Origin of the sequence: Methylobacterium sp. GXS13, from assembly GCF_001455965.1 — a bacterium.
Lineage (GTDB): Bacteria > Pseudomonadota > Alphaproteobacteria > Rhizobiales > Beijerinckiaceae > Methylobacterium.
Genome location: NZ_LKKO01000024.1, coordinates 60,352 through 85,032, shown reverse-complemented (window position 1 = coordinate 85,032; position 24,681 = coordinate 60,352). Strand labels below are relative to the sequence as shown.

Here is a 24,681-nt window from a genome sequence, read left to right as displayed (position 1 = left end):
CCCGGATCGGCAGATTCGGTGCGGTCTTATACGGTTTCGGCGTCGAGGACCCTGCCGGCAGCGTCGCGTCAACGGTTGTTCAGGAGCGACCGGGCCAGGAGATGCAGGGTCGCGCCGAGGCCGAGCGCGCAGGTCGAGACCACCAGGACCTGCAGCCCGCTGATGCCGGGCCGCGGGCCGAAGCTGTAGGCCAGCAGCGAGCCGCACAACCCGGCCGAGACGACGCCGGACGCGATGGTGTTGAGCCACGTCGCCGAAAGGCGGCGCCGTTCATCGTTGATGTCGCCCATGGCCGGCTCCCATCGCGGGCGAATGCAAGCTTATTTTCATACAGAAGGAATTATTACCAGAAGTTGCGGTCCGCTGCAAGGGCCGACACGGCCGGGCCAACCCCCTCTCAATGCGCCCCCGTCCGGCAGCGGGCATAACCCCGGGAGATCAGCCGGCCCTGCTGGGCCGCGCGCCGCTCCGCCTCGTCGAGGTCGATCAGCGCGTCGGCGATCGCCGCCACCAAGGCGCTCCAGGCATCGCCCCGGGCTGCCCGGTGATAGGCCAGTGCGATCGCCTCAGCCTCGGTCAGCCGTAGGTCCGCGGGCGGTTCGTGCGGGTGTGCATGCATAGCAAGTCCGTCCTTATGAGAACATATAGCGAACAAACCGCAGGCACGGCTTCGGTTCAACCCCTCGTGCGCCACAGGGCCGGATTCCGGTGGAGGGCTGTTGATCGATCCCGAAAACCGCAATGCCGGCGGGGCCTTACCGCGCCCGCCCGACGAGCCCGGAATCGCGCCGTCCCGCGGCAGACCGCGGCGATTCCAGGATGGGCGGGCCCGCAGGGAACGGCTCATGCCGGCGCACCCGTCAGCTGGCACGCTGTCTCGACGAGAAACACGGGACCGGCCGGTCTGACGCAAAGGACGTTGGCGCCTTCCGCGTAGACCCGGTTCGCGTCCGGGCCCCGGGCTTCGGCGCTGATCGTGGCCACCGGGGGGGGCTGAAGCGGCCAGGTGGCGAATCCGGAACACCGGGGCGCAGCAATCCATCTTGGGCCTGCCGATGTCGAGGATCATCGGGGCGATGCCGCCGAGCGGCGCCTTCTCCAACTCCTCGACGCCGTTGGCGGCCTCCTCGACGGTGGGCCCGGCCGGCCCGACGTGCCCGTATCAATCCTGCTCGATCGGTTTCTGATAGACGATCGTGTCGCCGAACTTGCGCGGCAGAAACAGCGACGACATCCGGCTCATGCTCTCGGAATGGCCCAGGCAGATGAAGCCCCCCGGAGTCAGGCATTCGTAGAGCGCTTCGATCGCAGAGCGTCGCGACGTGTCGTCGAAATAGATGAGCAGGTTGCGGCAGAAGATGACGTCCATCGCGCGGTAGGCATGCATGTGAAGCGGATCGGACAGATTGGCGATCGAGAACTCGATGGAGCCGCGCAGATCCTCGTGGATCTCGAACTGGTCCTCGCCGATCCGGCGGAAATACTTTCTGCGCAATTCTGGGGATAGCCGTTGCAGGGAGCGATTGCCGTAGATCCCCTTGCTGGCATCCGCCAGGACCCGGGAGTCGATGTCCGATCCGGTGATCTCGATCGCGAACTCGCCTGCCCGCGACCAGTATTCGAGAATCTGGATCGCGATCGAGTACGGCTCCTCGCCGGTCGAGCACGGCATCGACCAGATCCGCAAGGTCCCGCCGGGTCGGCGCGTCCGGGTGATCTCGGGCAGGATGCCGCGCACCAGCGCGTCGAACTGGTAATCCTCGCGGAAGAAGTAGGTCTCGTTGACCGTCATCAGGTTGACGAGATGCTGCAGCTCCTCGCCCGAGGCCTGAAGGCGTAGCAGGGTGAAATACGACCTGAAGCTGTCGCTCCCGGTCTTGGCGATCCGCTCCAGCAGGCGCGTCTCGACGAAATATTCCTTCTCGCTGCTGAACGAGATTCCGGTGCGGCGATAGAAATACGCGTAGAACTGCTTGTATTCGTCCTCGGTGATCGGGATCGCCGGGCCGGCCGGCCAGGAGCTGCGGGTCGTCTGCATCACGATCCTCCGATCCGGCGAATCGCCACGGCGGCCGCGAAGCGGATGAACGAGACCTCGGGACAGCGCGCGGCCAAGGCCTGAAGCGGCGCGATGGCGCTCGCCTTGCCGATCGCCGGCAAGCCGTCCACCCCCGCCGCGGGCGACGTGATGCGGATCCGCGTCATCAGGCTCGCGATCCGGCGCCGCTCGGCGCTCGCGGGCGCGGCGAGGCCGGCCTGCGGCGGCCCGTCGGCGGCTTTCGCGATCGGGTTCGGCTTCTCAAGGTCCATGGCAGTATCCCCCGGCTCTCGGGGGCAGGGACGCAAGCGACGCGCCGGCCCGGGCCGCTTCGGCCGAGCCGTTGAAGGCTGACGTGCTTTCCCTCGGGGCGGTCGCGGTCGGGCCGAGCGGGAGGACAGCTTCTTTCGCGTGAGCCATGTGTCGACGCCTTCGGATTCAGAAACGTTTCCGATCCCGTAAGACGTGCGTGTGATGATATTCGAAACGATGTGTAAATAGTGAGTGCATTTTGATCCGTATCGATATTTATTCACTGCATCATCGTGGGCGTTATTGACGAAATCGGGCGCATGCTGGGGGCGTGATCTGAATAAGGTAGTGATGTCGCGCTGTTTATCCAGACGGTGTCGAGCCAAAAATGATTCCGATTCCAATCTGCTCGACGCACGCTTGACCTATCCTGCGGTCTGGACTTGGCTTGCGCATCGCGCGCGGTGGAGCGGGCCAGGAAAGACATTCCGTCTCAACCGATCGGATGCCGGGGCGGGTCGAGGCGCGGGTGAGGCCGCCGGCGGGGCGCTCGCGATCGCGACACGCGGGCTCTGAGGCATGCCGGGATCCGGTTCTCCGTGACCGCTCCGTCCGGGCCGCCATCGCGGCCGACCTCCGGCGCTGCCCGCGGCGATGGCGGGCTTGCCGCGGCAAGGGACGCCGGTGGGGAGCGGCCAGCCCGGGATCCCCGAGAGGTGTTCGTTAAGGCGGGCGCTGCATCCTTATCGGCACCGAAACCGTTGTGCGTGTCCAATTCGGCCACCGGGGCGCCTGTCATGACCATCCTGAGCGTCCTCTGCCTCGTCACCGGTGCGACCCTTGCTGGCATCGCCCCGCGGCGCTCCGTGCAGCAGGCGGCCCTGGAGAGCGCGGGCGGCAGCCTGATCGTGCTCGGGCTCGTCATCATCGGCGCGGGCCTGCCCCTGTTCAGCTGAGGTCGACTCGGATCCGGCCCGCCCCACACCCGGAACGCCGGCGCGGTTTTCGCCGTGAGGATCGGCGGATCGACCGACCCTGGCTACGCCTCACGCGCCGCGTTGCAATCTTGCCCCGTGTCGGCAGCGCTGTTTCGCAGCGTAGATCAATCGAGCGGGACTTGATGTCCTCAAGATTATCCGCGCCGTCCCACCTCTGGTCATTGCCGCAGATCGCCCCTATGGTTCGATCTCTGCCATGTGTCTTTGTATTTTGAAGTGTTACAAAGAACGAATGTGAGGTGTTCCGCGCATGTCCGGTCTGGACGGGGATGAGAAGCCGGGGAGCCGCCAGGATCCGCGCCAGGTCCCATATGTGGCGCTCCGGGCCTTGGCCTCGGAGCGGGAGGACGAGATCGTGTCGGCCAGCCTCCTGCAGGGCCGCCGCGAGATCGTCATCCGTCATGCCGGCCAGCGCTACCGGCTGCGCATCACCGCCAACGACAAGCTGATCCTGACCAAATGACGATGACGCACGCCTGGTCGCGCCGTTCCCTGCTCGCCGCCGCCGCGAAGGCGGTTTCCGCCCCGCGGGGCGCCGCGGCGGCGCCTGCCGCCCGGATCGCCTCCCTCGGGGGTGCCGTCACCGAGATCCTGTACCGGATCGGCGCCGGACCGCGGATCGTGGCGGTCGACACCACCAGCCTGTACCCGCCCGAGGCCCTGCGCGAGAAGCCGAATGTCGGCTACCTGCGGGCGCTCTCCGCCGAGGGCGTGCTCGCCTGCGGGCCGGATCTGGTGATCGCCGCCGACGGGGCCGGCCCGCCCGCCGTGCTGGCCCAGCTGCGCGAGGCCGGCCTGCGTGTCGAGACCGTCGCCGAGCCGCCGAGCCCGGAGGGCGTCCTCGACAAGATCACCGTGGTCGGGCGCCTCGCCGGCCTCGAGACCGAGGCCGACGCCCTCGCCGCCGCGGTGCGTGCCCGCTTCGCCGAGGTCGCGGCCCGCCGCGCCCGGATCGAGACGCCCGCCCGGGCGATCGTCGTCCTGTCCCTCCAGGGCGGGCGCACGGTCGTGGGCGGCACCGGCTCCACGGCGGACGGCATGCTCGCGCTCGCCGGCATCACCAATGCGGCCGCCGGCGTCGCCGGGTTCAAGCCGATGACCGACGAGGCCATCGTGGCCGCCGCCCCCGACGCGGTGGTGATGATGCAGAACGGCCCGGAGCCGCCGAGGCCCGAGACGATCTTCGCCCCCGACACCGCCCTGGGCCGCACCCCGGCCGGCGTGCAGGGCCGCCTCGTCGCCATGGACGGTCTGTATCTCCTGGGCTTCGGGCCGCGCACCCCCGAGGCCGCGATCACGCTGATGCGGTCGATCTATCCGGGCCTGCCGGGTGAGTGAGCTTTTTTTTGACTCCGGTTTTCCCCATCTCGACCGCATACTGAGGTGCCCGGCGATCGAAGATCGTCGGGCCTCGAAGGAGCCCTTCAGCGGTCGCGGTGACATCTGGAGGGCTCCTTCGCGGATTCCGCTGCGCGAAAGCACCTCAGGATGAGGGGGCGATTGGGAGATCCCCGGGGTTTGCTGAACCGCCGCAGCGCGCTCCCATGGGTGCTGGCGGCACTCACCCTCCTGATGCTCGCCGTCGCGCTGCTCTCGGTGAGCCTGGGGGCGATCCGCATCCCGCCCGAGCGGGTCCTGGCGGTGCTGACCGGGGGCGGGGCCGATCCGGCCCTGGCGCGCGATGCGCTGGTGGTCCTCAACATCCGGCTGCCCCGGACCCTTCTGGGTCTGATGATCGGCGCCGGGCTCGCGGTCTCGGGCGCGCTGATGCAGGGGCTGTTCCGCAATCCCCTGGCCGATCCGGCGCTCGTCGGGGTCTCGTCGGGGGCGGGATTCGCCGCCGCCTGCATCATCGTGCTGGGCGACCGGCTCCTCGCCTATGCCGGCATGCCGGGGCCGCTGCCCTATCTGGTCCTGCCGGCCGGCGCCTTCCTGGGCGGCTTGAGCGCGACCCTGGTCCTCTACGGGCTGGCGACGCGCTCCGGGCGGACCGCGGTGGCGACGATGCTCCTCGCCGGGATCGCCCTGGGGGCGCTGAGCGGCGCGCTCACCGGCCTGCTGACCTATGCCAGCGACGACCGGCAATTGCGCGACCTCACCTTCTGGTCCCTGGGCAGCCTCGGCGGTGCCACCTGGGGCAAGGTCGCGGCCTCGGCGCCGCTGATCCTGCCGGTGCTGGTGGCGGTGCCGTTCCTGGGGCGCGGCCTCAACGCCCTGGTGCTGGGGGAGGCGGAGGCGTTCCATCTCGGGATCCCGGTGGAGCGGCTCAAGCGCGCCTGCATTTTTTTGGTTGCCGTCGCCGTGGGGGCGAGCGTCGCGGGCGCCGGGGTAATCGGCTTCGTCGGCCTCGTCGTGCCGCACGCTTTGCGCTTGGCGATCGGCCCCGAGCACCGCCTGCTGCTGCCGGCCTCGGCGCTGCTCGGCGGCGCGTTCCTGGTGCTCGCCGACCTCGTCGCCCGGCTGGTCGCGGCGCCGGCCGAGCTTCCGATCGGGATCGTCACCGCGCTGGTCGGCGCTCCGGTCTTCCTGTGGCTGCTGCTCGGCCGGGCGCGGGTCGCCGTCGATGCCTGAGCCGGCCCTGCTCTCCGCCCGCGACCTCACCGTCACGGTGGCCGGGCGCGACCTCGTGCGCGACGTGTCCCTCGCCGTGGCGGCCGGCTCCCTGCAGGTGATCGTCGGCCCGAACGGGGCCGGCAAGTCGACCCTGCTGCGCCTGCTCTGCGGCGAGCTGCGCCCGACGCGCGGGCAGGTCGCCTACGGGGGCGAGGCGGTTGACGCGATCCCGGCCTGGCGGCTCGCCGGGATGCGGGCGGTGCTGCCGCAGGCCGCGCGCCTCGCCTTCCCGTTCGCCGCGTCCGAGGTGGCCCGGATCGGCCTCGACGGCATCGGCCGCGGCCTGACCGCCCGCGACCGGGACGCGATCCTGGCCCGCGCCCTCGACCGGGCCGACGTCACCCATCTCGCGGCCCGGGCCTACCCGACCCTGTCGGGCGGCGAGCAGGCCCGGGTGCAGTTCGCCCGGGTGCTCTGCCAGATGGAGGCCGGCCGCACGGTGTCCGACCGGCAGGTGCTGTTCCTCGACGAGCCGACCGCGAGCCTGGATCTGAACCACCAGGGCGCGCTCCTCGATGCCGCCGCGGCGCTCGCGGCCTCGGGCGTCGCCGTGGTGGCGATCCTGCACGACCTCAACCTCGCGGCTGCCTATGCCGACACGCTGCTGGTCCTCGACGCCGGCCGGCTGGTCGCCGCCGGACGACCCGCGGACGTGCTGCGGGACGACCTGATCGCCCGGGTCTTCGGGGTACGCTGGCCGGTCGGGAAAATCCCCGGCCCGGATCAGCCGTTCATCCTGCCGCATCGGAATGTTGCCGCTCCGCAACAAACCTGATCGCCGATCGCGCGATCTGGAAAGGTTGTGATGTACCGCGCAGGCACATTGCAAGCATTGCAAGCTGGCGCGTCGCGGGGACGATTGCGCTCAACTGTCGCATACGCCCAAGAGATCTGACCGCAAGCCAGCCATCCGCCAGCCAGCGCCCCGTTCGACTGTGCCCTCGCGGATCGTGTCATGTCTTATTCTTCCCGCCGCGCGCTGTTCGCGCTCGGCGTTTCGCTCCTGGCCCTCACCGCCGCGCAGGCGCAGCCGGCCGCCGCACCGCCGGCCGGGCGCCCGCAGCCCGAGTCCGAGATCAGCCTCGACACCGTGTCGGTGACCGCCACGAAGACCGCCGGGCCCGCGATCGACGCACTGTCCGGGACCAGCGTGGTCACGCAGGCGCAGATCCAGCGGCTGCAGCCGAGCCGGCTCTCCACCATCCTGCGCGACGTGCCGGGCGTGACCACCCAGGAGAGCCAGACCAACCCGGCCCAGGCGATCAACATCCGCGGCCTGCAGGATTTCGGCCGGGTCAACGTGCTGATCGACGGTGCCCGTCAGGACTTCCAGACCTCGGGCCACAACGCCAACGGCGTGTTCTACCTCGATCCAGAGCTGGTCGGCGGCGTCGACATCACCCGGGGCCCGACCGCGACGATCTACGGCTCGGGCGCCATCGGCGGCGTCGTCGCCTTCCGGACCCGCTCGATCGACGACATCCTCGCCCCCGACGAGACGGCCGGCTTCGTGCAGAAGCAGGGTTTCGGGACCAACGGCCAGACGTTCCTGAACACCTCGGCGCTCGGCGCCCGGATCGGCCAGGCCGCCGACCTGTTCGGCCAGTTCACCTACCGCACCAACGATCCCTATCGCGACGGCTTCGGCACCCTCGTGCGCGACACCGGCAACGCGCTGACCTCGGGGCTGGCCAAGCTCTCCGTGCGGCCGGCGGACGGCCACGAGATCCGCGGCACGGCGCTGCTGCAGCGCTTCGACTTCGCCAATGCCGGCAGCAGCGGCGCGGGTGCGCGCTTCGCCAACGCCGTGCAGGCCGACACCTACAGCCTCGGCTACCGCTTCGCCCGGCCGGACGTGCCACTCCTCGACCTCAGCCTCAACGGCTACACCACGACCACGCGCAACGCCCTGACCTTCCTGGCGGATTCGCCCCGGGGCACCTACGGCCGCCTCGGCACGAAGGCGGGGGACCGGTTGACCTACACGATCGACACCTCCGGCTTCGACGCCCACGACACCGCCCGCTTCGAGACCGGGCGGCTCGCCCACGCCGTCACCTTCGGCGGCGACTTCGTCAAGAACCGGGTCCGGACCGGCGACCAAGCCGGCGGGTTCGGCGCGGCCTTCACGCCCTCGGGGCGGCGCGAACTGGCCGGCGCCTTCGTGCAGGACGAGGTGAGGTACGCGCCCCGGCTGCGGGTGATCGGCGCCCTGCGCTACGACACCTATGCGCTGGACGGCGGCGCCTACCATTCCGGCGGCGACCGGATCTCGCCCAAGATCACCCTCGGAATCTCGCCGGTCACGGGGATCGAGTTCTACGGCACCTATGCCGAGGGTTACCGGGCGCCCGCGATCACCGAGACCCTGGTGCAGGGCATCCACCCGTTCCCGGCCTTCACGATCCTGCCGAACCCGACGCTCCGGCCCGAGGTGGCCCACACTGTCGAGGGCGGCATCAACCTGCGCTACGACGCCGTGCTGATCCCGGGCGACGCGGTGCGCGCTAAGCTCGCCGTGTTCGACAACGCGGTCGACAACTTCATCGACATGAAGGGCGTCGGGCCGACCTACTACGTCCCGGCGATCCCGGGCATTCCGGCCTCGATCTGCGCGGCGCGGCCCGGGCGCTTCCCCTGCGTGATCCCGGTCCAGTCGTACCAGTACCGCAACCTCGCCCAGGCCGACCTGTCGGGCGTCGAGCTGGAGGGCACCTACGACTGGGGCGGGGGCTTCGTGACGCTGGCCGCCACACACACCGATGGCCGCGACCGGGCCACCCGCGAGACCCTGCTCTCGGTGCCGCCGGACCGGATCAGCACGACCCTGGGCTTCCGGTTCCTTGGCGACCACCTCGAGCTGGGCACGCGTCTGAACCTCGTGGATGCGCGGACGGACCTGCCCCGCGGCGCGAAGGATCGGGCGACGAAAGCCTACGGTCTCGTGGATCTCTTCGCGTCCTACGACTTCGATGACCGGGTCAAAGCCGAGTTCGTCGTCCAGAACGCCTTTGACAAGCGCTATCGGCAATATCTCGACGCGCTGGCCAGTCCCGGCCTCGTCGCCAAGGCGGCGCTCAGCATCAAGTTCGCGACGCGGTGAGACCCTACCGGTGCCGGGACGGGTGGTATTCCCGGTAGCTCAGGCCGAGGACGGCCGCGAGCAGGCCGGCGCCGCGGCACAGGGTGTAGCCGCCGCCGATGAGGGTGGCGGGCCGGAGCGACAACCCGGCGATCCCGAGGCGCGCCAGGCCGCCGCCGAGGCGGGCGAGGCCCCGGGCGGCGTTGGTGAGCCGCCCGCTCACCGTCTCCGGCCGGAGGCGCCCGAGATAGGCCTCGACGCTGCCGCTGCGATACCAGCGGGCGAGCAGCCAGCGGACCCGCATCCGGTGGGCCGGGATGCTGTCGTACACGATCGCGTCGGGCGCCCAGGCGATCCTGTGCCCGGCGCGCAGCAGGGCGTGGAAGAAGAACGTGTCCTCGCCGCCCATCGTGTTGAAACGCATGTCGAAGGAGAGGCCCAGCGCCCGCACCACCCGCAGGTCCACGAGGGCGTTGGCCGTGTAGGCATCCGCCACCAGCCCGTTGCGGACCGGCAGGGTCTTGGCGAAGAAGCCGCCGGCCACCGCCCAGGCCGGTGGAGGCCGGTCGAAGAGCGGCACCACCGGGCCGACGCAGGCCGGGGCGCCGGTCCGCCGGGCGGTGTCGCGCAGGCCGCGCAGCCAGTCCGGGTCCGGGACCTCGTCGTCGTCGATCAGGGCGATCCAGTCGGCGCCGAGCGTGGCGGCGGCATCGAGGCTGCGGTTGCGCACCGCCGCCAGACCCCGGACCGGCTCCCGCGCATAGGTGATCGGGAAGCGGCCCTCGCTCCGGTAGGCCTCCACCACCGGGATCGCGGCATCGCTGCGCCCGTTGTCGACCACCAGAATCCGCAGGGCGGAATCGGCGAGGCTGCCGAGCCTCTGCCGGTCGATGGCCTTGAGAAGCTGCGCGAGCCCCGCCGGGCGCTCGCAGGTGCAGATGCAGATGCACAGGCGCATGCGGTTCACCTCTGTCCGACGGGCGGCGCGTCCATCATCGCTGGGCGCGGGCCTGGGCCGAGGCGCTTGCCCGCCGCCTCCATCAGCGACCGGGTCAGGAACCGCCAGGCCCGGGGCCGGGCGAGCGCCAGCCCGGCGCCCCGGAGCCACCGGCCGCCCTGCGCGGCGTCGATCACCCGGGCGATGATCTGCGCGGTGGCGAGGCTGTCGCGATAGGCGTGGGCGGCCTGCCGGTCCTCGGCGGATCGCGCCCCGTGTCGGCCCCAGGCCGCGAAGGCCGCGTCGAGGCGCTGGATGTCGGGCAGCCGCAGCCGGTGAGACAGCGAGGATGCCCCCCGCCGGTAGCCGTAGCCGGCGTAAGAACTGACGACGAAGCTCGCGCCCGCCGCCAGCGCGGCCACGCAGAATAAAAAGTCCTCGCCGATCCGGACATCGGCGTCGTAGCGCAGGCCGTGCCGGCGCACGAGATCGGCGCGTAGCATCGGCTTGAGATAGCCGAGCTTCACCCCCGGGGTGAGCATCCGGTTGCTGGTGAGGTACGGCGCGAGCGCGACCGTGAACAGGTAGGGCTCCCGGCCGCGTTCCAGCATGCCGGCGCCGCGCGGATCGAAGCCACCCGTGAACGGGATCGGGTTGTCGGCGATGAGGTCGGCATCCGTGGCCGCGGCGAGATCCAGCAGGGTCCGGGTCCGGTCCGGGACGATCAGGTCATCCGCGTCGAGGATCGCCAGCCACCGGCCCCGGGCGGCCCCGAGGGCGGCGTTCCGGGCGGCCGAGGGCCCGCGCGGCGCGCCGGGCTGCGCCCCGTCGAGGGGGATCCGGCGGATGCGCGGGTCGTCCGCCGCCAGCCGCGCCAGCACGGACGCGGTGCCATCCACCGAGCCGTCGTCCACCACCAGGATCTCGACCGCGACGTCGGCCTGGTCGAGGGCCGAGCGGATCGCCGTCTCGATCCAGGGGGCCGCGTTGTGGGCGGCCATGAGGAACGAGACATCCACGGGCGCATCCCGCGCATCGGCCACGATCTGCTTCGCCATCACTGGTCCTGCTTGCCGCCCCCGAGAACCCGACGGGGCGCCGAAGCCGAGCATGCCGCGAAGCCGCCTCGGCGCACGACGCTCAAAGGGCGTAGGGGCGTGGTCGCACCGTCTCATTGCGGGGGATGGCCGAGACCCGGGGCAGGCCGGATTTTTTCGGCCGCCCATTACGCCGGCAGGCCGCCGGCCTGCCCGCGGGAAGGGACGATACCGCATTCCGCCCAGCCGCCATGATCAAATGGACAATGATCGATACCTATATTGTGCTATGCATGAAAAAATCAGACATTATTGCCACGCAGCTGGCGAAATCAGCTTTGATATTTGTTAAACTTTATGTCTCCAGATGATTGCTGTCGGGCGCAGCCGGGCCGCGCAGCCACGAACGGACGGCCCTCCGAGGGCATCAATCACGGGGGATCTCGGTGCCTATCCGGTTCTATTTCGATGTCGAGAACGGCACGGAGACGATCCGCGACCGCGAGGGCGTGGAGGCGGCGGATCTCGCCGAGGTTCTGGCCGAGGCGCGCAGCGTCATCCAGGAGATGGCGGGCGAGGTCTGTGCCGACGCTCTCGGTACCGCCTGGACGCTGGTGGTGCGGGACGCGACCGGGACCCTGCTGGCGCGGTTGCCGATCAGGCGGTAGGCAATTTCAGGCGCCTGAGCGCATCAGGATTGGTCAGCCGGACGAGTGCGTCCGCCCAGATGACCAGGACGGCATCGTTGCCGAAATAGATGGGCGCGATCCGCAGGTCGGGGTTGCCGGCCTCGAGCGCCCCGAGATAGGCGGGGTCGCATTCCCGTCGCCGAACCGTTCCGATGTACTCGTTTTTATCGTTGTACATGTCGTAATATCCGGACACCATCTTGGCGGCCGGAATGTCCGTGGCGCGCACGATCTTGGCGGACTTGTTCACGAACAGTGCGTTCGCCATCGAATTGGGGTCCTTGAAGTCGCGCGGAATGGCCCTGGACAGGGCCGCGAAGAAATCAGCGCCCGAGCGGTGGATTTCGGGACGCCAGACCCAGCGGGCCGCTCCGAAGCCCTTCATGGCCTCCTTGTAGCGCGCAGGCGTGGCCGCCAGCGTCTTGGCGAAGGCCTCGTCCGTGAGCAACGCGCTCTCGTCGATTCCCTCGAGCATGTAGATGTTGTTCCGGCCGTGGGGGATCTTGTGAGCCAGAGACAGGATCGCATCGCTGGTCCGCGTCGACAGGGTCGGGGCGGATCGCGGATCCAGCACCTGGAGCGCTGTCGCGGCTGCCAGCGAGACCGGATCGGTCTCGGCGTCCTCCTGTGCCGAGCGGGCCTTCAGGGACGTGTCGATCTGCAACAGCATCAGCGTGTTGGCTTGAGGGGACGGTGCAGACCCGACGAGGTTCATCGCTTCGCCTCCGAACCGTTCCGCTCCGGCCGCGCGGGCACGGATGCCGCGCGCCATGCGCGATGAAAGACCTGTGGGCGGTCATCGGACGCGGCGATCCGCCCAGCCGATGGCGCGCGGCATGATCGAGGGCACCTGAGGCTCGAAGCCCGCGCGAGGTTGTGATCCCCCCGCGCTTCGATGCGCCCGCGTCAGCATCCACGAGGGAGCCGCTGCGACGCCCGGTGTGCGCCTCGGAGGCTTGCGCTGGGTGAGGCCCACCCGGACGGGATCGCGGACGGGAAATGTTGTGCCGAAGTCGCGCGCAGGATCATCATGATCCAGGACGAGCCGCTTTGCGGCTCCTCGCCTCGCTGTCTGTTATAAAGACCGTGAAGCTTTGTCGAGTCAAGGCAAGATGTGTCCGGGGTAAAATTCGGGTCTGGCCGTGGGTTTATCCTGGCGTATCTGTAGGATTTCCGGATTTTGCTGTGCATCTTCCGGTTGCGGCAGGAAACATTCTTTATCCACTTGGGCGGTCCGGGGCGTTCGGCCATCGCCGGCTGCTCCATGGAGGGGCCGCCGAATCCGGATCCGAAATCCGATGCCGGTCCTTGTGGTGGTGCGGCCGCGGTCGGCTCGCCTCGGACACGGCCGCGCCTGCGGGGGTATCGGGGCGGTGCTTCGGTGAGGCAGGGCGCTGCCTGCACCCGCAAATGGTCACGGACCTGTCGGAACCCTGACCTCTACAGCGGCGTGATCGGCGCGGGTCGCCGAACCGTCCGCGTCGGGGCCCGCAGGATCCGGCGGGCCGGGGATTCGAGGAGCCGCCACGAGGCCTCCGCCAGCAGCAGGGTCAGCGCCAGATCGAGCCCCAGGGTGATAGAGCGCGGCGCGGCGAGGGGCAGCCCGAGCGCCGACAGCAGGTGGTCCGCGTGCAGGGGCACGTGGAACAGGTAAGCGCCGTAGCTGATCACGCCGATCCGGCGTAGCCAGACGCTGTCCAGGAGCGCCACCACGCGGCTTTCCGGGGCTTGAACGATCTGCAGCAGCAAGAGCGCCGCGAGCCCCCCGCTCAGGCGCCCGACGAGCAGCCATCGGCCGGTCTCCCCGGCCAGGGGCGGCAGGGTCAGGAACAGGGCCAGCACGGCGACCAGTGCGGCATCGCTCCGGAGCCATCCCGGCAGGGGCGGCGCGCGCAGCCCGGCCAGGCCGCCGAGCGCGATCAGCCCGAGATTGGCCAGGGTGTCGACGTCCAAGCTCACCCGCGAAGCGCCGCTCGACCACAGGGCGACATGCATCAGCACGCTGGCACCGACGAGCGCGCCGCACAGTGCCGCAAGATGGCGCCGCGGCAGGAACAGGGCCGCCGGCGCGAACAGCAGGTAGAATTGCTGCTCGACCGCCAAGCTCCAGAGGTGCCCGAGTTCCGTCCCCCAGCCGTGCCGCTCGATGTAGACATTCGTCGCGTACAGCCAGGTCGAGAGCTTGAACGCTTCGTCACCGAGGTGCAGCGGGCCGCCCAGCGGGGTCGCGTAGAGCACGAACAGGAAGACGTAATAGACCGGCACGATGCGGGCGAATCGGTTCCGGTAGAACGCCCGCACGCTGTCCATCGGCGTCGCCGCGCCGGCCTCGATGCGTGCGCGGGATGCCGCGAGGATGCGGACGATCAGGAAGCCGCTCAGCACGAAGAACAGCCAGACCCCGGCGCTGCCGGCCGCCTCGGTGCGCGGGCTCGGCACCTTGTGGCTCACGAAGACCATCAGGAAGGCCACAGCCCGCAGGCCGTCGAACCCGAGGATACGGCGCTCTGCCGGATTCATGCACGCCTCGTCCGCGTCGATCCCGCTGTCTAGGCCGTCCCTGTGCGAGGGCGGCCTACCTCGATCGGCGTAGGCAAGGCCGCTCGAACATCTGCCGCATTGCTGTATTCGGCATTGGCGAGGCACCGTTTAGGGTTGTTTAACAATATCGAAGTGGGGTATGATCGCGATGGCCCGTCCGATTCCGGGTGGAACACTGATGTGAACGGTCATCGCTCACATACGCCGGCCCGCGGAAGATGCGATATCCTGCGGCGCTCCCGGCCGCAGGCAGCCTCGGGGCGTCGCTGCGCGATGTCCGGCCGCACGGTCCGACCGATTCGCGACGCTCACCGGCGCATCCCGAGCAGGATGACCAAGCCCACGGCGCATGCAGCCCCGGCCTGGGCTGCCAGCAGCGCGGCCAGCCAGCCCTGCAGCAGGCCCAACGCGAAGCCCGCCGCGCCGCCGATCAGGGCAGCGAAGACCAGTAGGACCAGCAATTACTTATCTCCACTGGCGATTCGGCCGGCTATGTGCAGTTGTAACACGCGAGTCCCCGGACGTGCCAATATCTCCAGCCATTCACGTGCCCAATATTTGTCCAGTCCCGGCGGCTTCCTGTCCGGCCGCTTGGAATCCCCGCTTTCGATCACATCGCGCACTGTCTCTTGCACCTTTCGCACCGAGTGAGGAGCCGCCGCCATGCTGCGCCCGGTTGGAACCCCCACCTCCATCACCCCATCGTCGCCGCACCATATGGTCGAGACGATCAACGAAGCGTTGGTCAACACATTGCCGGTCGCATCCCCCGTGCGATTCCGGCTCCGGCTCGGCTGGACGACGAAGCGTGCGCTCGATACCGCGGTCGCGTTGACGGCCCTGTGTCTGCTGCTGCCGCTGCTGCTGTTCATCGCCCTGCTGATCTGGGGCAGCGACGGACGCGCCCCGATCTTCCGGCACATGCGGCTCGGCCGGCACGGGCGTCCCTTCGGATGCCTGAAATTCCGCTCGATGGTTCCGGACGGCGACGCGATCCTGGCCGGGCATCTCGCGGCGCATCCGGACGCCCGGGCCGAGTGGGAGGCGACGCACAAGCTGACCCGGGATCCCCGGGTGACGAGCCTCGGCCAGGTTCTTCGCAAGACCTCGCTGGACGAGCTGCCCCAGCTCTGGAACGTGCTGTGCGGGGAGATGAGCCTGGTCGGGCCGCGCCCGATCGTGCAGGGCGAGGTCGCCCGCTACGGCACGGCGTTCGCGGCCTGTTTCTCGGTCCCGCCGGGGCTGACCGGGCTGTGGCAGGTCTCGGGGCGCTCGGACACCACCTATGCCGAGCGTGTGGCGCTGGATCTGGATTATGCCAGCCGCTGGAGCCTGCGAAGGGATTTCGCGATCCTGCTGCGCACCCTGCCGGCGGTGCTGCGCCAGCGCGGCAGCCGCTGAAATCCGCGCCCGTCAGGCCGGATCGTCATGCGCCGCGGGGGCCAGCACGCACAGGCGCCAGAACTCCACGAAACCGACGGCATAGAGTGCGACGAGAAGACTGTACCCGGACATCGTAGGGGCCCCGCAGTGACCGCGGGCCTCAGCCTGCCGGGGATATGGTTAACGCTTCGTTAGCGTTCCGCAAATGGGCAGCCTGCGCCACCACGCCCCGTCCTGCCATCCTCGGCCGGACGCGCGACGGGCGCGCACGGCGATGCGCGCGCGCCCGCGGAGCCGATCCAGCCGGTGGGGACCACCCTACCGGCAGGCGATCGAACCCTTGAAGCCGCACGGGTCGCCCAGCTTGGTGAAGGCGATGCGCTCGAAGGTGGCGGCGATCGGCCGGCCCGGGTAGCGCGCCGGCCCGAGCCAGGATTCGATGTCCCGGCCCTGGCCGATCCAGATGGAGAGCATGATCTTGCCGGGATGCGACGGGATCGGCTTGTCGGGCCGGGCTCGCACCTCGCGCAGCAGCCGGCCGTTGACCGACCAGCGCAGGCGGTCGGGCAGCCATTCCAGCGCGTAATCGGCCATGGTGGTCGAGGCGTCGAAGCCGAGGCTCTCGACGGTCTCGTGCTCGCCGGCGCCGCCGGTGAAGTAGTTGAGCTGGACGCCCTTCGGGTCCTTGCCCAGGAATTCGAAGTCGATCTCGTCGTTGGTGCTGCGGTCGCCGTCCTCCGGGCCGTTATAGGTGAAGAACGCCGAGACGAGACCCGAGGCCGCGCCCACGCGCATCCGGATCTCGTAGGTGCCGTAGCCGTAGCGCGCCTTGGTCTGGATCTCGGCGCAGCTGAAGGCGCGGTCCTTGTAGGGGCTGTCGGTCAGACTGAGGGTCAGTTCCCCCGGCGTCGGGATCTGGACGCGCTGGCGCGACCACGTGCAGCCCTGGTGATCGCCGTTGACCCAGCCATCGGACACGTACCAGCGCCGGTCGCCGAGGCTGGCGAAGGTCTCGACGAAGGAGCCGCCGCCCTGGAAGGCCGGGGCCGGGCCGGCGGGTTTGGGGGCGTCGTCCCCGGCCATGGCCGGCAGGGCCGGCAGAATCAGGACGGTCGCCAGGCAGGCGCGGCGGATCGGGCGGCGCGGTCTCGTCATGCTCACATCCTCGCCTGAAGCGCATTCGGGCAGTCCGGCGGGAGTATCGACGCGACCGGTCGGCGGAGCCGGGATCTTTCGGACGAGCGGACCCGGCGCCCGAACCCTCCTTTTGGACGATCTCGCGTCTCGCGCGCGGGCTGCCTAGCCTGCGGAATGGTCGTCCGGCCCCGCCGGCCGAAGGCGTTTGGAGTTGTCCGGTGCGAAGCGTCCAGGCCCAGCCCGACGGAGCGGATGTCTGCGTCATCATCGCAGCGCGCAACGCCGAGGCCACCATCGCGACCGCGGTCGCCTCGGCCCTGCGGCAGCCGGAGGTCGCGGAGGTCATCGTCGTCGACGACGCCTCCACGGACCGGACCAGTGCGGCCGCCGAGGCCGCCGGCGACGGCTCGGGCCGGCTGAAGCTGCTGCGGCTGACGCGCAATGCCGGGCCGGCGGCCGCGCGCAACGCCGCCCTGGCGGTCGCGACCGCGCGGCTCCTCTGCGTCCTCGACGCCGACGATTATTTTTTGGATGGGCGCCTGGGCCGGCTCCTGGCCGCCCCTCGCACCTGGGACCTGATCGCCGACGACATCGTCCTGGTCCGGGGCAACGCCCCGGGCACCGTCGCCGGCCTCGTGACCGGGCCCGGCCAGCCGCTGCGGCTCTCGCTCGCGGCCTTCGTCGCCGGCAACATCGGACGCGCGGGCGAGCGCCGGCGGGAACTCGGGTTCCTCAAGCCGATCATGCGCCGGTCGTTCCTGCAGCGCCACGGCCTGCGCTACGACGAACGGCTGCGGCTCGGCGAGGATTACGCCCTCTATGTCGAGGCCCTGGCGGCGGGCGCCGTGTTCGCCGTGACGGCACCCTGCGGCTACGTCGCGATCGAGCGCGCGGATTCGCTGAGCGCCCAGCACCGGACCGACGATCTGGGGGCGATCATCACCTTCGACGACGCGATGATCGCCCGGTCGGGGCTCGCGCCGGACGCCCGCAAGGCCCTGCGGGCCCATCGCGACGCCACGATGCGGAAATGGCAGCACCGCCGCGTCCTCGACCGCCGGCGCTCCCACGGCTACGCGGCCGCCCTGCGCGAGCTGCTCCACGCGCCCCGGGCCTGGCGGCACATCCTGTCCGAGACCCTGGCGGCCAAGCTGGCGCGGCTCGTCCCGGACCGCGCGCCCGAGGGGGATGGGGCACCACGCCTCCTGCTCGGGCCGGGGCCGCTGTTGCGGCCGGCGCGCTAGGGCCGTTCCTGCGAGCGGTGCATTCGGGCTCGCCCCTGACGCCGGGATGGGCCGCACCCCGAAAGCCGGCAGCCACCTTTCGGGACGCGGCTCCCAGCGCGCGGCCAGCTGGGTCCGTCAGTGATCGCGCTCGCCGTTCCGCGTCCGGACCGCCGACACGTCGCATTGGACGTCGTCGAGGGCGCAGCGCACCCGCTCCAGCGCGGCACTGAACAGTTCGGTGATTTGCGGGTCGCCGGATTGCGCCGCCGCCCCATCCTGGAAGCTGTCCAGCAGGTACGGCATCATTTTCCCATGAAGTGCCAGGTAGGCTCCGGGACTCGAGAGTTCATAGACGACTGCCAAGGCATGATAGGCGCGCACCAAAACCTCGAGCGCAACATCTGCGCTGCGTGAGCTCTGGTTGAAATCATCGCTGCTTTTCATAGCGTCGATAAACTAGTTTCCACCCGTTATCTGGGGGTAACATGCCTTATCAACACTGTCGACGCTTCCATTCACGTCAATTGTCGTCACTGAAGTGTGGCGCGACATTTATTGCGAGCTCATGGCTCAACGGCAACAGTCGCACGATCGGCAAGACCAATCCGCGGGCCGCGTTCAGCCGCGCATGTATCGCGTCGGCCGGATCATCGTGGCGATCTTGGTCTCGACCTCGACCAGCACGCTGTTCACGAGGTGGGCCGCACCCTCGACCGTGCCGGCGGCCAGTGTTTCGCGGCCGCTGGTCTCTTGAATGATGCGGAAATTGTCCTCGACGAACGCCCGGATCTTCTGCTGGGCGCTTTCGAACTCGCCCGGATGCGCCGTCTCGTAGAGGAGGGCCAAAGCGAGATAGGCGCGGCCGACCATATCCAGGGCCAAACTTGCGCTCCGTTCGCTGGTCTCGCTTTCTGTGGAGGACACGGCAGGTGGATTCCCTGTCAAGCGTTAAGTTGCAAATCTATCAGTCTGTCTGCTCGCGAACAATCAATAAAAATACGCGCTATAGTGATTTTTATTGAGTTTCCACGAGCTTGGCCCGGCGCCGAAATGGATCTTGATTCGACCCCGCGGACCGGGAAACCCGCGCTCCGTCCGACGCCGCATGCCGGCCCATCGCTGACGGCGTCGGCCGGCATGCGGCCGAATGGGCTGGGGGCTCCGTGACCGGTCCCTGGGACATGACGCGCCTCCGTCGACCGATCGGGGGGCAGGGTACGCATTTTCGTTCCGGTCCCGTGTCATCGCCCCGAATGGTTCATCGATAAATTCCGGTCTTTGTCAGTAGCTCATCCGCAAGTGGCATATTCGCTGAGCTCCATAGTTTCCAAAACCATTGATTTTGCATGTGCTGAACACATACTGATTCGCAACAAATGTTTGTGTCAAGCCACTTGATAAATTTTGCATCGAGATTTTAAACTGATGTGATCGGGGTCGGGAGCGATTGTGCAGATGTGGATCTTGGGAAGATACAAAATCTCCTACAAGATGTCCGTTCCGCTTCTGATCATGGCGCTCATAAGCGTCGGCATGATATACTATACGCTCAATATACTGGGCGACATTACCGAGCGGAATCACGTTCTGGTGGATTATTACGTCGCGCGGCTGGAGGCGTTCGCGGAGGTGCGCCAGGACTTCCAGACGGCCGGCCTCATGAATCGCAACCTCCTCATCGGCCGGCCGGCCAACGAACGTTCGGATTTCGAGACGACGTACAAGGCGGCGGTGAAACGCACGGCCGACAACATCCAGACGCTGGCTGCGGGATCCTTGAAGAAGGAGGTCCGGGATCTGCTGCTGGAGATCGGAACGATCGCGCGCGCGTATTATGACGTCCTGGACAGGTCCAACGCCCTCGCCCTCAGGGATGATCGCGGTGCCGCGACGCAGCTGGCCATGGAGACCAGTAAACCGATCGCGAAGCGGTTCGAAGAGACCGCACGGGTCTACGAGGGGCGGGTCGATGCGCGGCTCGCCGACGGCAAGAACGCCACCGAGGCCGCGGCCAAGCAAGCCAAGCTGGTCCTGATCGGTTCTGCGGTGGCCGGCCTGCTCGCCGCCCTCAGCCTCTCGGCTGCCATCATCGTGTTCGGCGTGACGCGGCCGCTCGGGAGCCTCGTCGCCGTCCTGGAGCGCATGGCGAAGGGCGAGATCGACGCCACCATCGCGGAGGCGCAGCGCGGCGACGAGATCGGCGCCGTCGGGCGCGCCGTCGAGGGCATCAAGGCGAGCGTCGCCCGCACCGCCGCCGAGGAGGCCGAGCGCAAGCGGGCCGCCGACATCGCCGCCGCCGCCGCGCGCAGGCGGGCCCGGCTGGACCTGGCCCAGAGCTTCGAGCAGGCGGTCGCCGGCATCGTCGAGCAGGTCGCGTCGTCGGCGACCGAATTGCAGGCCACCGCCCGGGCGATGACCGATATCGCCCAGGAGGCCGGCAGCCAGTCCGGCACGGTGGCGGCGGCGGCCGAAGAGGCTGCGGTCAACGTCACCACGGTCGCGGCCGCCACCGAGGAGCTCGGCAGCTCCATCCGGGAGATCGGCCGGCAGGTGCAGGGTTCGAGCGACCTGGCCCAGAAGGCGGTCGGCGAGGCCGACCAGACCGCCGCCCTCGTGGCCGAGCTGAGCGCGGCGGCCAGCCGGATCGGCGACGTGATGCAGATGATCTCGGCGATCGCCAGCCAGACCAACCTGCTGGCCCTCAACGCCACGATCGAGGCGGCGCGTGCGGGCGAGGCGGGACGGGGCTTCGCCGTCGTCGCCACCGAGGTCAAGGAACTCGCCGGCCAGACCGCCAAGGCGACTGAGGAGATCGCGGGCCAGATCGGCCGGATCCAGGGCGTGACCGGCGAGGCAGTGGGCGCGATCGGCACGATCACGAACCGGATCCGTGAGATCAACGGGGTGGCGAGCTCGATCGCCGCGGCGGTGGAGCAGCAGGGGGCGGCGACGCAGGAGATCGTGCGCAACATCGCCCAGGCCACCGCCGGGACAAAGGAGGTGACCGGCAACATCGTCGGGGTCGCGGGGGCTGCCGAGCAGACCGGCGAAGCGGCCGGCAACGTCCTCTCGGCGGCGACCGGCCTGTCGCGCCAGTCCGAGCAGCTCTCGGCCGAGGTCGGCCGCTTCCTCGCCACCATGCGGGCTGCGTGACGGGGCTGGGGTGGCGTTCGTCCGGGCGAGGGCGGGCCCGGGAGACCCGCAGCGTTCCCGAATCAGAACATCCGGACCAGGCCCATCCGGTCCTGCGCGGCGCCCTGCGTGGCCCGGAGCTTGAGCGCCAGCACCCGGTTGTGCCGGGCCATCGCGCGAAGCACGTCGGCGGTCTCGGGATCACCGGCGCGGGCCAGGGCCTGGGCGGCGCCGGCCATGTCGGTGGCGGCGGCATCCGCCAGCGCCGCGGTGCTCAGATCCGGGGGGGGCGCGGGGGTCGAAATGGCCATGTCTGCCCTTGCTTGCGCGCATCGTCCCGAGACGCGGTCGCCGGCTCTCGGGAAACGGCGATGCCCCATCAAACTCGCGGCGCCGCGTCTTCGATCCGACATCCCGGACGAGGCTCCGGCGCGGCCCGATCCTCCGAACGAATGGTTAACGATTGGTAAAGCTCGGGTCCGGTCATTTCCGGACGGGCAGGCGTCCCACGAGCCAGCCGGCCTCGTCGCGCACGAGCAGGGTCCAGGGCGGTCCCGGATGGTCCTCGGCGATCGCGTCGGCCATCTCGGCGATGACGCTGCGCGCCTCGAACAGGGCCTCCGCGAGGTCGGTGGCCTCGACGCCGGTCGTGTCGTGGAACGTGATCTCGGCGTTGGCTAGCTCGAAGTAGAAGCGCGCGGCCAAATGGACTCTCCCCAGCCAAAGTCCCCCGGAGCGTTTGGCCCTGCGATCTTGCCCGCCTAAACACCCCGGCTTCCAGCTCTTAAAGGAGAGAAAAAGACTTAGCTTTTAGGCTGGTTGATCTCGCGCAGGTATCCCGAACATCGCGGGATCTGCGGGGGCTAAGCCAAGCGAGGTATCGCGCCCGGTCTTGTGGCGGCCCCCTCGCGGCCCCCTCGCGGCCCTCTGGCAGCCTGCTGGCGGTGCTCGGGGGGCGGGCCGCGCGGCCGGATCATCGCGGCAGGGTACGCCGTCCCGCCGACCGCCCCTACGCCTTAGTCCTGAGGTGCCGCCGCGATGGCCGCGCCGTAGAGCGGGACATCCGGACGTTCGCGGTGCGACGAGGCAAGGACACGGCAAGCATGAACATCACGATGGTCGGGTCGGGCTATGTCGGGCTGGTCTCCGGGGCGTGCCTGGCCGATTTCGGCCACAGGGTCGTGTGCGTCGACAGCAATCGCGACCGGATCGACGCGCTGAAGGCCGGGCGGATCCCGATCTACGAGCCCGAACTCGACGCGCTGGTCGCCGAGAACGTCCGCCAGGGCCGGCTCTCCTTCGTCGTCGATCTGGAGGCCGCGGTTGCGGAGGCGGACGCGGTGTTCATCGCGGTGGGCACGCCGTCCCGCCGGGGCGACGGTTTCGCCGACCTGTCCTACGTCCATCAGGCGGCCCGCAGCATCGCCCGGGCGCTGACGCGCTTCACCGTGGTGGTGACCAAGTCGACCGTGCCGGTGGGCACCGGCGACGAGGTCGAGCGCATCATCCGCGAGATCCGGCCGGACGCCGCGTTCGCCGTGGTGTCGAACCCGGAATTCCTGCGCGAGGGCGCGGCGATCTCCGACTTCAAGCGCCCCGACCGCATCGTGGTCGGCACCGAGGATGCCCGCGCCGAGGCGGTGATGCGCGAGGTGTATCGGCCGCTCTACCTGAACGCCGCGCCGATCCTGGTGACGTCCCGGCGCACCGCCGAGCTGACCAAATACGCCGCCAACGCGTTCCTGGCCGCCAAGATCACCTTCATCAACGAGATCGCGGACCTGTGCGAGCAGGTCGGCGCCGACGTCCAGCAGGTCGCCCGCGGCATGGGGCTCGACAACCGGATCGGCGGCAAGTTCCTCCACGCCGGGCCGGGCTATGGCGGCTCGTGCTTCCCGAAGGACACGCTGGCGCTGGTCAAGACCGCCCAGGATGCCGGGACGCCGCTCCGGCTGGTCGAGACCGTGGTGGCGGTCAACGACCAGAGGAAGCGCGGCATGGCCCGCAAGGTGATCCGGGCCTGCGGCGGGGTGCGGGGCAAGACGATCGCGGTGCTGGGCCTGACCTTCAAGCCGAACACCGACGACATGCGCGACGCGCCCGCGCTCGCGATCGTCGCCGGCCTGCAGGATGCCGGCGCGCAGGTCCGCGCCTACGATCCGGAGGGGATGGACCAGGCCCGGCCGCTCCTGCCCGGGGTCGACTTCGCGCAGGATGCCTACGCGTGCGCGGCGGGCGCGGACGCCCTGGTGATCGTCACCGAGTGGAACGCCTTCCGGGCGCTGGACCTGGCGCGGCTGCGCGCCACGATGCGGGCGCCGATCCTGGTGGACCTGCGCAACGTCTACCGGCCCGAGGAGGCCCGGCAGCACGGGTTCTCCTACAGCAGCGTCGGCCGTGCCGAGGCGCCGGCTTCGGATCGGGAGATTGTCCTGCCGCTCCGCGCCGTCGGCTGAAACGCCCGCCCCGGGCGCGGGATCGGCCGGCCGGGGCAGGCCCAAACAAAGAGCCGTGCCGGATCGCGGCGCGATCGGGCACGGCTCTGTGTCGTCGGGTCTGCGTCAGGCGTCGCTCAGGCCGCCGGAGCCTTCACGGTGGCGAGGCTCGAATCCTCGCGCAGGAAATACTTGTTGGTTAGGTACGCGACCTCGGTCCGGTTCTTCGCCTTCAACTTCTTCATGATGTTGCGGACGTGAACCTTCACGGTGCTCTCGCACATGTTCAGTTCGTAGGCGATGATCTTGTTGGGCGTGCCCTTGCGCAGGGCCCGGGCGACGCAGAGCTGGCGGGGGGAGAAAATCTCGTCCTCGCCGGCCTCGACCGGCTCCTCGACCTTGATGCTGGCCAGCAGCGGGAATAGGCATTCCGCCGGGATGTAGACGCCGCCCGCCTGAACGAGCTGGAGCGCCTGCAGCGCGATGTCGACGGAGGTCGTGGTCGGGATGTAGCCCTTCACCCCGAGCTTGATGATGCGCACGATCTGGTCGAGGTTCTCCCCGTCCGAGATCACCGCCACCGGCGGGGCGTCGACCTCGCCCTGCAGCAGCGCCAGCTCCCGGGTGATCTCGGCCCAAGCGGCCTCCGAGAGGTTGCCGTCCGGCCGGCACAGCACGACCACGTTGGCGGCCGCGAACGGCGTCTGGCGCTTCCAGCTCTCGATGTCCGGGAAGACCTCGAACACCGTATCCTTGTCGGCTTCCCGGAGGGACGCCGCGAGGCATCGACCGACGAGTTGCCGCCGATCGATGATCACGATGCGGTTCGTGCGGGCCAGGGTCGGGTCCCGCCGCTCGATGACGGCCGGACCGTCACCGCCCTGCATCCCCGAGACCTGCACCCCCGAGACGCCGCTACGGGTCTGGAGACTGTCCCGATCAACGATGATGCGCTCGTCTCGAGTACCAAGACTGGCCATAAGAAGTTACCTCCTTTCACAGGAAGCCCATTGTCGGACGGTGACTTGGGAACCCAATGACCGCGCCTTGGGCGTGACACTGGTAATTGCGGTCGACTCGGCGCCTTACTGGAAAGGTTCTCGATGACCGCGGATATAATGCTAACTTTCGTAAAATGCGCTGTAAATACCCTGTCAGCGCCTATTTGATTAAATTTCTAC

Annotated in this window: 27 protein-coding genes; 12 read left to right on the top strand and 15 right to left on the bottom strand. The window is 69.2% G+C overall.

The features are described 5' to 3' along the window. Positions 1-68: 68 nt before the first annotated feature. The 4 genes from AO398_RS08355 to AO398_RS28995 all read right to left on the bottom strand — a co-directional run bounded on the left by AO398_RS08355 (position 69) and on the right by AO398_RS28995 (position 2,310). Positions 69-290, bottom strand: coding sequence for a hypothetical protein (locus tag AO398_RS08355; RefSeq protein ID WP_058191600.1), 222 nt, complete (start codon positions 288-290; stop codon positions 69-71). 107 nt (positions 291-397) lie between these two features. Then, positions 398-619: a hypothetical protein gene (locus AO398_RS08350; protein WP_058191599.1), complete on the bottom strand. Its 222-nt coding sequence runs from the start codon at positions 617-619 to the stop codon at positions 398-400. A gap of 543 nt (positions 620-1,162) precedes the next feature. Then, positions 1,163-2,038, bottom strand: coding sequence for a protein-glutamate O-methyltransferase CheR (locus tag AO398_RS08345; protein ID WP_058191598.1), 876 nt, complete (start codon positions 2,036-2,038; stop codon positions 1,163-1,165). After that, positions 2,038-2,310, bottom strand: a complete 273-nt coding sequence (locus AO398_RS28995) for a hypothetical protein (RefSeq protein WP_058191597.1) — start codon at positions 2,308-2,310, stop codon at positions 2,038-2,040. The genes AO398_RS08345 and AO398_RS28995 overlap by 1 nt, the downstream gene beginning before the upstream one ends. 777 nt (positions 2,311-3,087) lie before the next feature. Between AO398_RS28995 and AO398_RS28990 the strand changes: the two genes are divergently transcribed. The 6 genes from AO398_RS28990 (at position 3,088) to AO398_RS08310 (ending at position 9,004) form a co-directional block, all read left to right on the top strand. After that, complete coding sequence (locus AO398_RS28990; protein ID WP_201025730.1) at positions 3,088-3,246, top strand: hypothetical protein; 159 nt, start codon at positions 3,088-3,090, stop codon at positions 3,244-3,246. 292 nt (positions 3,247-3,538) lie between these two features. Next, positions 3,539-3,751 carry a hemin uptake protein HemP gene (locus tag AO398_RS08330; RefSeq protein ID WP_058191595.1) on the top strand — a complete coding sequence of 71 codons (213 nt, stop codon included), beginning with the start codon at positions 3,539-3,541 and terminating at the stop codon, positions 3,749-3,751. Continuing rightward, the gene (locus AO398_RS08325) at positions 3,748-4,626 is read left to right on the top strand and encodes an ABC transporter substrate-binding protein (RefSeq protein WP_058191594.1); all 879 of its coding nucleotides are present in this window, start codon (positions 3,748-3,750) and stop codon (positions 4,624-4,626) included. Before AO398_RS08330 ends, AO398_RS08325 begins: the two co-directional genes overlap by 4 nt. Positions 4,627-4,776: 150 nt before the next feature. Next, the gene (locus AO398_RS08320) at positions 4,777-5,859 is read left to right on the top strand and encodes an iron ABC transporter permease (protein WP_058191593.1); all 1,083 of its coding nucleotides are present in this window, start codon (positions 4,777-4,779) and stop codon (positions 5,857-5,859) included. Further along, complete coding sequence (locus AO398_RS08315) at positions 5,852-6,676, top strand: heme ABC transporter ATP-binding protein (RefSeq protein ID WP_058191592.1); 825 nt, start codon at positions 5,852-5,854, stop codon at positions 6,674-6,676. The genes AO398_RS08320 and AO398_RS08315 overlap by 8 nt, the downstream gene beginning before the upstream one ends. A gap of 180 nt (positions 6,677-6,856) precedes the next feature. Then, a complete protein-coding gene (locus tag AO398_RS08310) occupies positions 6,857-9,004 on the top strand; it encodes a TonB-dependent hemoglobin/transferrin/lactoferrin family receptor (RefSeq protein WP_058191591.1) in 2,148 nt (715 codons plus the stop codon). 4 nt (positions 9,005-9,008) lie between these two features. Here AO398_RS08310 and AO398_RS08305 read toward each other — a convergent pair whose 3' ends face one another. Both AO398_RS08305 and AO398_RS08300 read right to left on the bottom strand, forming a co-directional pair. Further along, a complete protein-coding gene (locus tag AO398_RS08305) occupies positions 9,009-9,941 on the bottom strand; it encodes a glycosyltransferase (protein ID WP_058191590.1) in 933 nt (310 codons plus the stop codon). A 5-nt stretch (positions 9,942-9,946) separates the two neighbouring features. Next, on the bottom strand, positions 9,947-10,978 hold the full coding sequence (locus AO398_RS08300; protein WP_058191589.1) for a glycosyltransferase family 2 protein: 1,032 nt from the start codon (positions 10,976-10,978) through the stop codon (positions 9,947-9,949). A gap of 125 nt (positions 10,979-11,103) precedes the next feature. Between AO398_RS08300 and AO398_RS28195 the strand changes: the two genes are divergently transcribed. Then, positions 11,104-11,328, top strand: a complete 225-nt coding sequence (locus AO398_RS28195; RefSeq protein WP_152997455.1) for a hypothetical protein — start codon at positions 11,104-11,106, stop codon at positions 11,326-11,328. Between the two features lie 75 nt (positions 11,329-11,403). Beyond that, a complete protein-coding gene (locus AO398_RS08295) occupies positions 11,404-11,625 on the top strand; it encodes a hypothetical protein (RefSeq protein WP_058191588.1) in 222 nt (73 codons plus the stop codon). On the opposite strand, the gene AO398_RS08290 is transcribed toward AO398_RS08295, so the two are convergent. The 3 genes from AO398_RS08290 to AO398_RS28985 form a co-directional block, all read right to left on the bottom strand. After that, complete coding sequence (locus tag AO398_RS08290; RefSeq protein ID WP_152997454.1) at positions 11,615-12,361, bottom strand: hypothetical protein; 747 nt, start codon at positions 12,359-12,361, stop codon at positions 11,615-11,617. The genes AO398_RS08295 and AO398_RS08290 overlap by 11 nt on opposite strands. 725 nt (positions 12,362-13,086) lie before the next feature. Further along, on the bottom strand, positions 13,087-14,166 hold the full coding sequence (locus AO398_RS08285) for an acyltransferase (protein ID WP_058191586.1): 1,080 nt from the start codon (positions 14,164-14,166) through the stop codon (positions 13,087-13,089). A gap of 329 nt (positions 14,167-14,495) precedes the next feature. Next, on the bottom strand, positions 14,496-14,648 hold the full coding sequence (locus AO398_RS28985; protein WP_201025729.1) for a hypothetical protein: 153 nt from the start codon (positions 14,646-14,648) through the stop codon (positions 14,496-14,498). A 202-nt stretch (positions 14,649-14,850) separates the two neighbouring features. On the opposite strand from AO398_RS28985, the gene AO398_RS08280 reads away from it, so the two are divergent. After that, positions 14,851-15,588 carry a sugar transferase gene (locus AO398_RS08280; protein ID WP_082643186.1) on the top strand — a complete coding sequence of 246 codons (738 nt, stop codon included), beginning with the start codon at positions 14,851-14,853 and terminating at the stop codon, positions 15,586-15,588. A gap of 300 nt (positions 15,589-15,888) precedes the next feature. Here the strand turns inward: AO398_RS08280 and AO398_RS08275 are convergent, their stop codons facing one another. Continuing rightward, a complete protein-coding gene (locus AO398_RS08275) occupies positions 15,889-16,725 on the bottom strand; it encodes a family 16 glycosylhydrolase (protein WP_058191584.1) in 837 nt (278 codons plus the stop codon). Between the two features lie 200 nt (positions 16,726-16,925). Here AO398_RS08275 and AO398_RS08270 point away from each other — a divergent pair, with 200 nt between their 5' ends. Further along, complete coding sequence (locus tag AO398_RS08270) at positions 16,926-17,951, top strand: glycosyltransferase family 2 protein (protein ID WP_058191583.1); 1,026 nt, start codon at positions 16,926-16,928, stop codon at positions 17,949-17,951. 117 nt (positions 17,952-18,068) lie between these two features. Here the strand turns inward: AO398_RS08270 and AO398_RS08265 are convergent, their stop codons facing one another. Both AO398_RS08265 and AO398_RS08260 read right to left on the bottom strand, forming a co-directional pair. Next, positions 18,069-18,377 carry a hypothetical protein gene (locus tag AO398_RS08265; protein ID WP_058191582.1) on the bottom strand — a complete coding sequence of 103 codons (309 nt, stop codon included), beginning with the start codon at positions 18,375-18,377 and terminating at the stop codon, positions 18,069-18,071. A gap of 174 nt (positions 18,378-18,551) precedes the next feature. Beyond that, on the bottom strand, positions 18,552-18,815 hold the full coding sequence (locus AO398_RS08260; RefSeq protein WP_244498698.1) for a hypothetical protein: 264 nt from the start codon (positions 18,813-18,815) through the stop codon (positions 18,552-18,554). A gap of 573 nt (positions 18,816-19,388) precedes the next feature. Here AO398_RS08260 and AO398_RS08255 point away from each other — a divergent pair. After that, positions 19,389-21,086 carry a HAMP domain-containing methyl-accepting chemotaxis protein gene (locus tag AO398_RS08255; RefSeq protein WP_058191580.1) on the top strand — a complete coding sequence of 566 codons (1,698 nt, stop codon included), beginning with the start codon at positions 19,389-19,391 and terminating at the stop codon, positions 21,084-21,086. Positions 21,087-21,148: 62 nt separating this feature from the next. On the opposite strand, the gene AO398_RS08250 is transcribed toward AO398_RS08255, so the two are convergent. Then, positions 21,149-21,376: a hypothetical protein gene (locus AO398_RS08250; protein WP_058191579.1), complete on the bottom strand. Its 228-nt coding sequence runs from the start codon at positions 21,374-21,376 to the stop codon at positions 21,149-21,151. A 172-nt stretch (positions 21,377-21,548) separates the two neighbouring features. Then, positions 21,549-21,770 (bottom strand): hypothetical protein, encoded by a 222-nt coding sequence (locus AO398_RS08245; RefSeq protein WP_058191578.1) that lies wholly within the window; start codon positions 21,768-21,770, stop codon positions 21,549-21,551. Positions 21,771-22,168: 398 nt separating this feature from the next. Between AO398_RS08245 and AO398_RS08240 the strand changes: the two genes are divergently transcribed. Further along, positions 22,169-23,521, top strand: coding sequence for a UDP-glucose/GDP-mannose dehydrogenase family protein (locus AO398_RS08240; RefSeq protein ID WP_058191577.1), 1,353 nt, complete (start codon positions 22,169-22,171; stop codon positions 23,519-23,521). Between the two features lie 116 nt (positions 23,522-23,637). On the opposite strand, the gene AO398_RS08235 is transcribed toward AO398_RS08240, so the two are convergent. Next, positions 23,638-24,480: a response regulator transcription factor gene (locus AO398_RS08235; protein WP_058191576.1), complete on the bottom strand. Its 843-nt coding sequence runs from the start codon at positions 24,478-24,480 to the stop codon at positions 23,638-23,640. Positions 24,481-24,681 lie beyond the last annotated feature (201 nt).

Excerpts from the sequence above, each read along its gene's own strand:
- AO398_RS08345 (WP_058191598.1), bottom strand. The coding sequence starts at position 2,038 with ATGCAGACGACCCGCAGCTCCTGGCCGGCCGGCCCGGCGATCCCGATC.
- AO398_RS28195 (WP_152997455.1), top strand. The coding sequence starts at position 11,104 with ATGGCCGAGACCCGGGGCAGGCCGGATTTTTTCGGCCGCCCATTACGC.
- AO398_RS08325 (WP_058191594.1), top strand. The coding sequence starts at position 3,748 with ATGACGATGACGCACGCCTGGTCGCGCCGTTCCCTGCTCGCCGCCGCC.
- AO398_RS08255 (WP_058191580.1), top strand. The coding sequence starts at position 19,389 with ATGTGGATCTTGGGAAGATACAAAATCTCCTACAAGATGTCCGTTCCG.
- AO398_RS08330 (WP_058191595.1), top strand. The coding sequence starts at position 3,539 with ATGTCCGGTCTGGACGGGGATGAGAAGCCGGGGAGCCGCCAGGATCCG.
- AO398_RS28990 (WP_201025730.1), top strand. The coding sequence starts at position 3,088 with ATGACCATCCTGAGCGTCCTCTGCCTCGTCACCGGTGCGACCCTTGCT.
- AO398_RS08235 (WP_058191576.1), bottom strand. The coding sequence starts at position 24,480 with ATGGCCAGTCTTGGTACTCGAGACGAGCGCATCATCGTTGATCGGGAC.
- AO398_RS08315 (WP_058191592.1), top strand. The coding sequence starts at position 5,852 with ATGCCTGAGCCGGCCCTGCTCTCCGCCCGCGACCTCACCGTCACGGTG.
- AO398_RS08285 (WP_058191586.1), bottom strand. The coding sequence starts at position 14,166 with ATGAATCCGGCAGAGCGCCGTATCCTCGGGTTCGACGGCCTGCGGGCT.
- AO398_RS08290 (WP_152997454.1), bottom strand. The coding sequence starts at position 12,361 with ATGAACCTCGTCGGGTCTGCACCGTCCCCTCAAGCCAACACGCTGATG.
- AO398_RS08320 (WP_058191593.1), top strand. The coding sequence starts at position 4,777 with ATGAGGGGGCGATTGGGAGATCCCCGGGGTTTGCTGAACCGCCGCAGC.
- AO398_RS08275 (WP_058191584.1), bottom strand. The coding sequence starts at position 16,725 with ATGACGAGACCGCGCCGCCCGATCCGCCGCGCCTGCCTGGCGACCGTC.
- AO398_RS28995 (WP_058191597.1), bottom strand. The coding sequence starts at position 2,310 with ATGGACCTTGAGAAGCCGAACCCGATCGCGAAAGCCGCCGACGGGCCG.
- AO398_RS08250 (WP_058191579.1), bottom strand. The coding sequence starts at position 21,376 with ATGGCCATTTCGACCCCCGCGCCCCCCCCGGATCTGAGCACCGCGGCG.
- AO398_RS08265 (WP_058191582.1), bottom strand. The coding sequence starts at position 18,377 with ATGAAAAGCAGCGATGATTTCAACCAGAGCTCACGCAGCGCAGATGTT.
- AO398_RS08355 (WP_058191600.1), bottom strand. The coding sequence starts at position 290 with ATGGGCGACATCAACGATGAACGGCGCCGCCTTTCGGCGACGTGGCTC.
- AO398_RS08305 (WP_058191590.1), bottom strand. The coding sequence starts at position 9,941 with ATGCGCCTGTGCATCTGCATCTGCACCTGCGAGCGCCCGGCGGGGCTC.
- AO398_RS08240 (WP_058191577.1), top strand. The coding sequence starts at position 22,169 with ATGAACATCACGATGGTCGGGTCGGGCTATGTCGGGCTGGTCTCCGGG.
- AO398_RS08310 (WP_058191591.1), top strand. The coding sequence starts at position 6,857 with ATGTCTTATTCTTCCCGCCGCGCGCTGTTCGCGCTCGGCGTTTCGCTC.
- AO398_RS08300 (WP_058191589.1), bottom strand. The coding sequence starts at position 10,978 with ATGGCGAAGCAGATCGTGGCCGATGCGCGGGATGCGCCCGTGGATGTC.
- AO398_RS08350 (WP_058191599.1), bottom strand. The coding sequence starts at position 619 with ATGCATGCACACCCGCACGAACCGCCCGCGGACCTACGGCTGACCGAG.
- AO398_RS08280 (WP_082643186.1), top strand. The coding sequence starts at position 14,851 with ATGCTGCGCCCGGTTGGAACCCCCACCTCCATCACCCCATCGTCGCCG.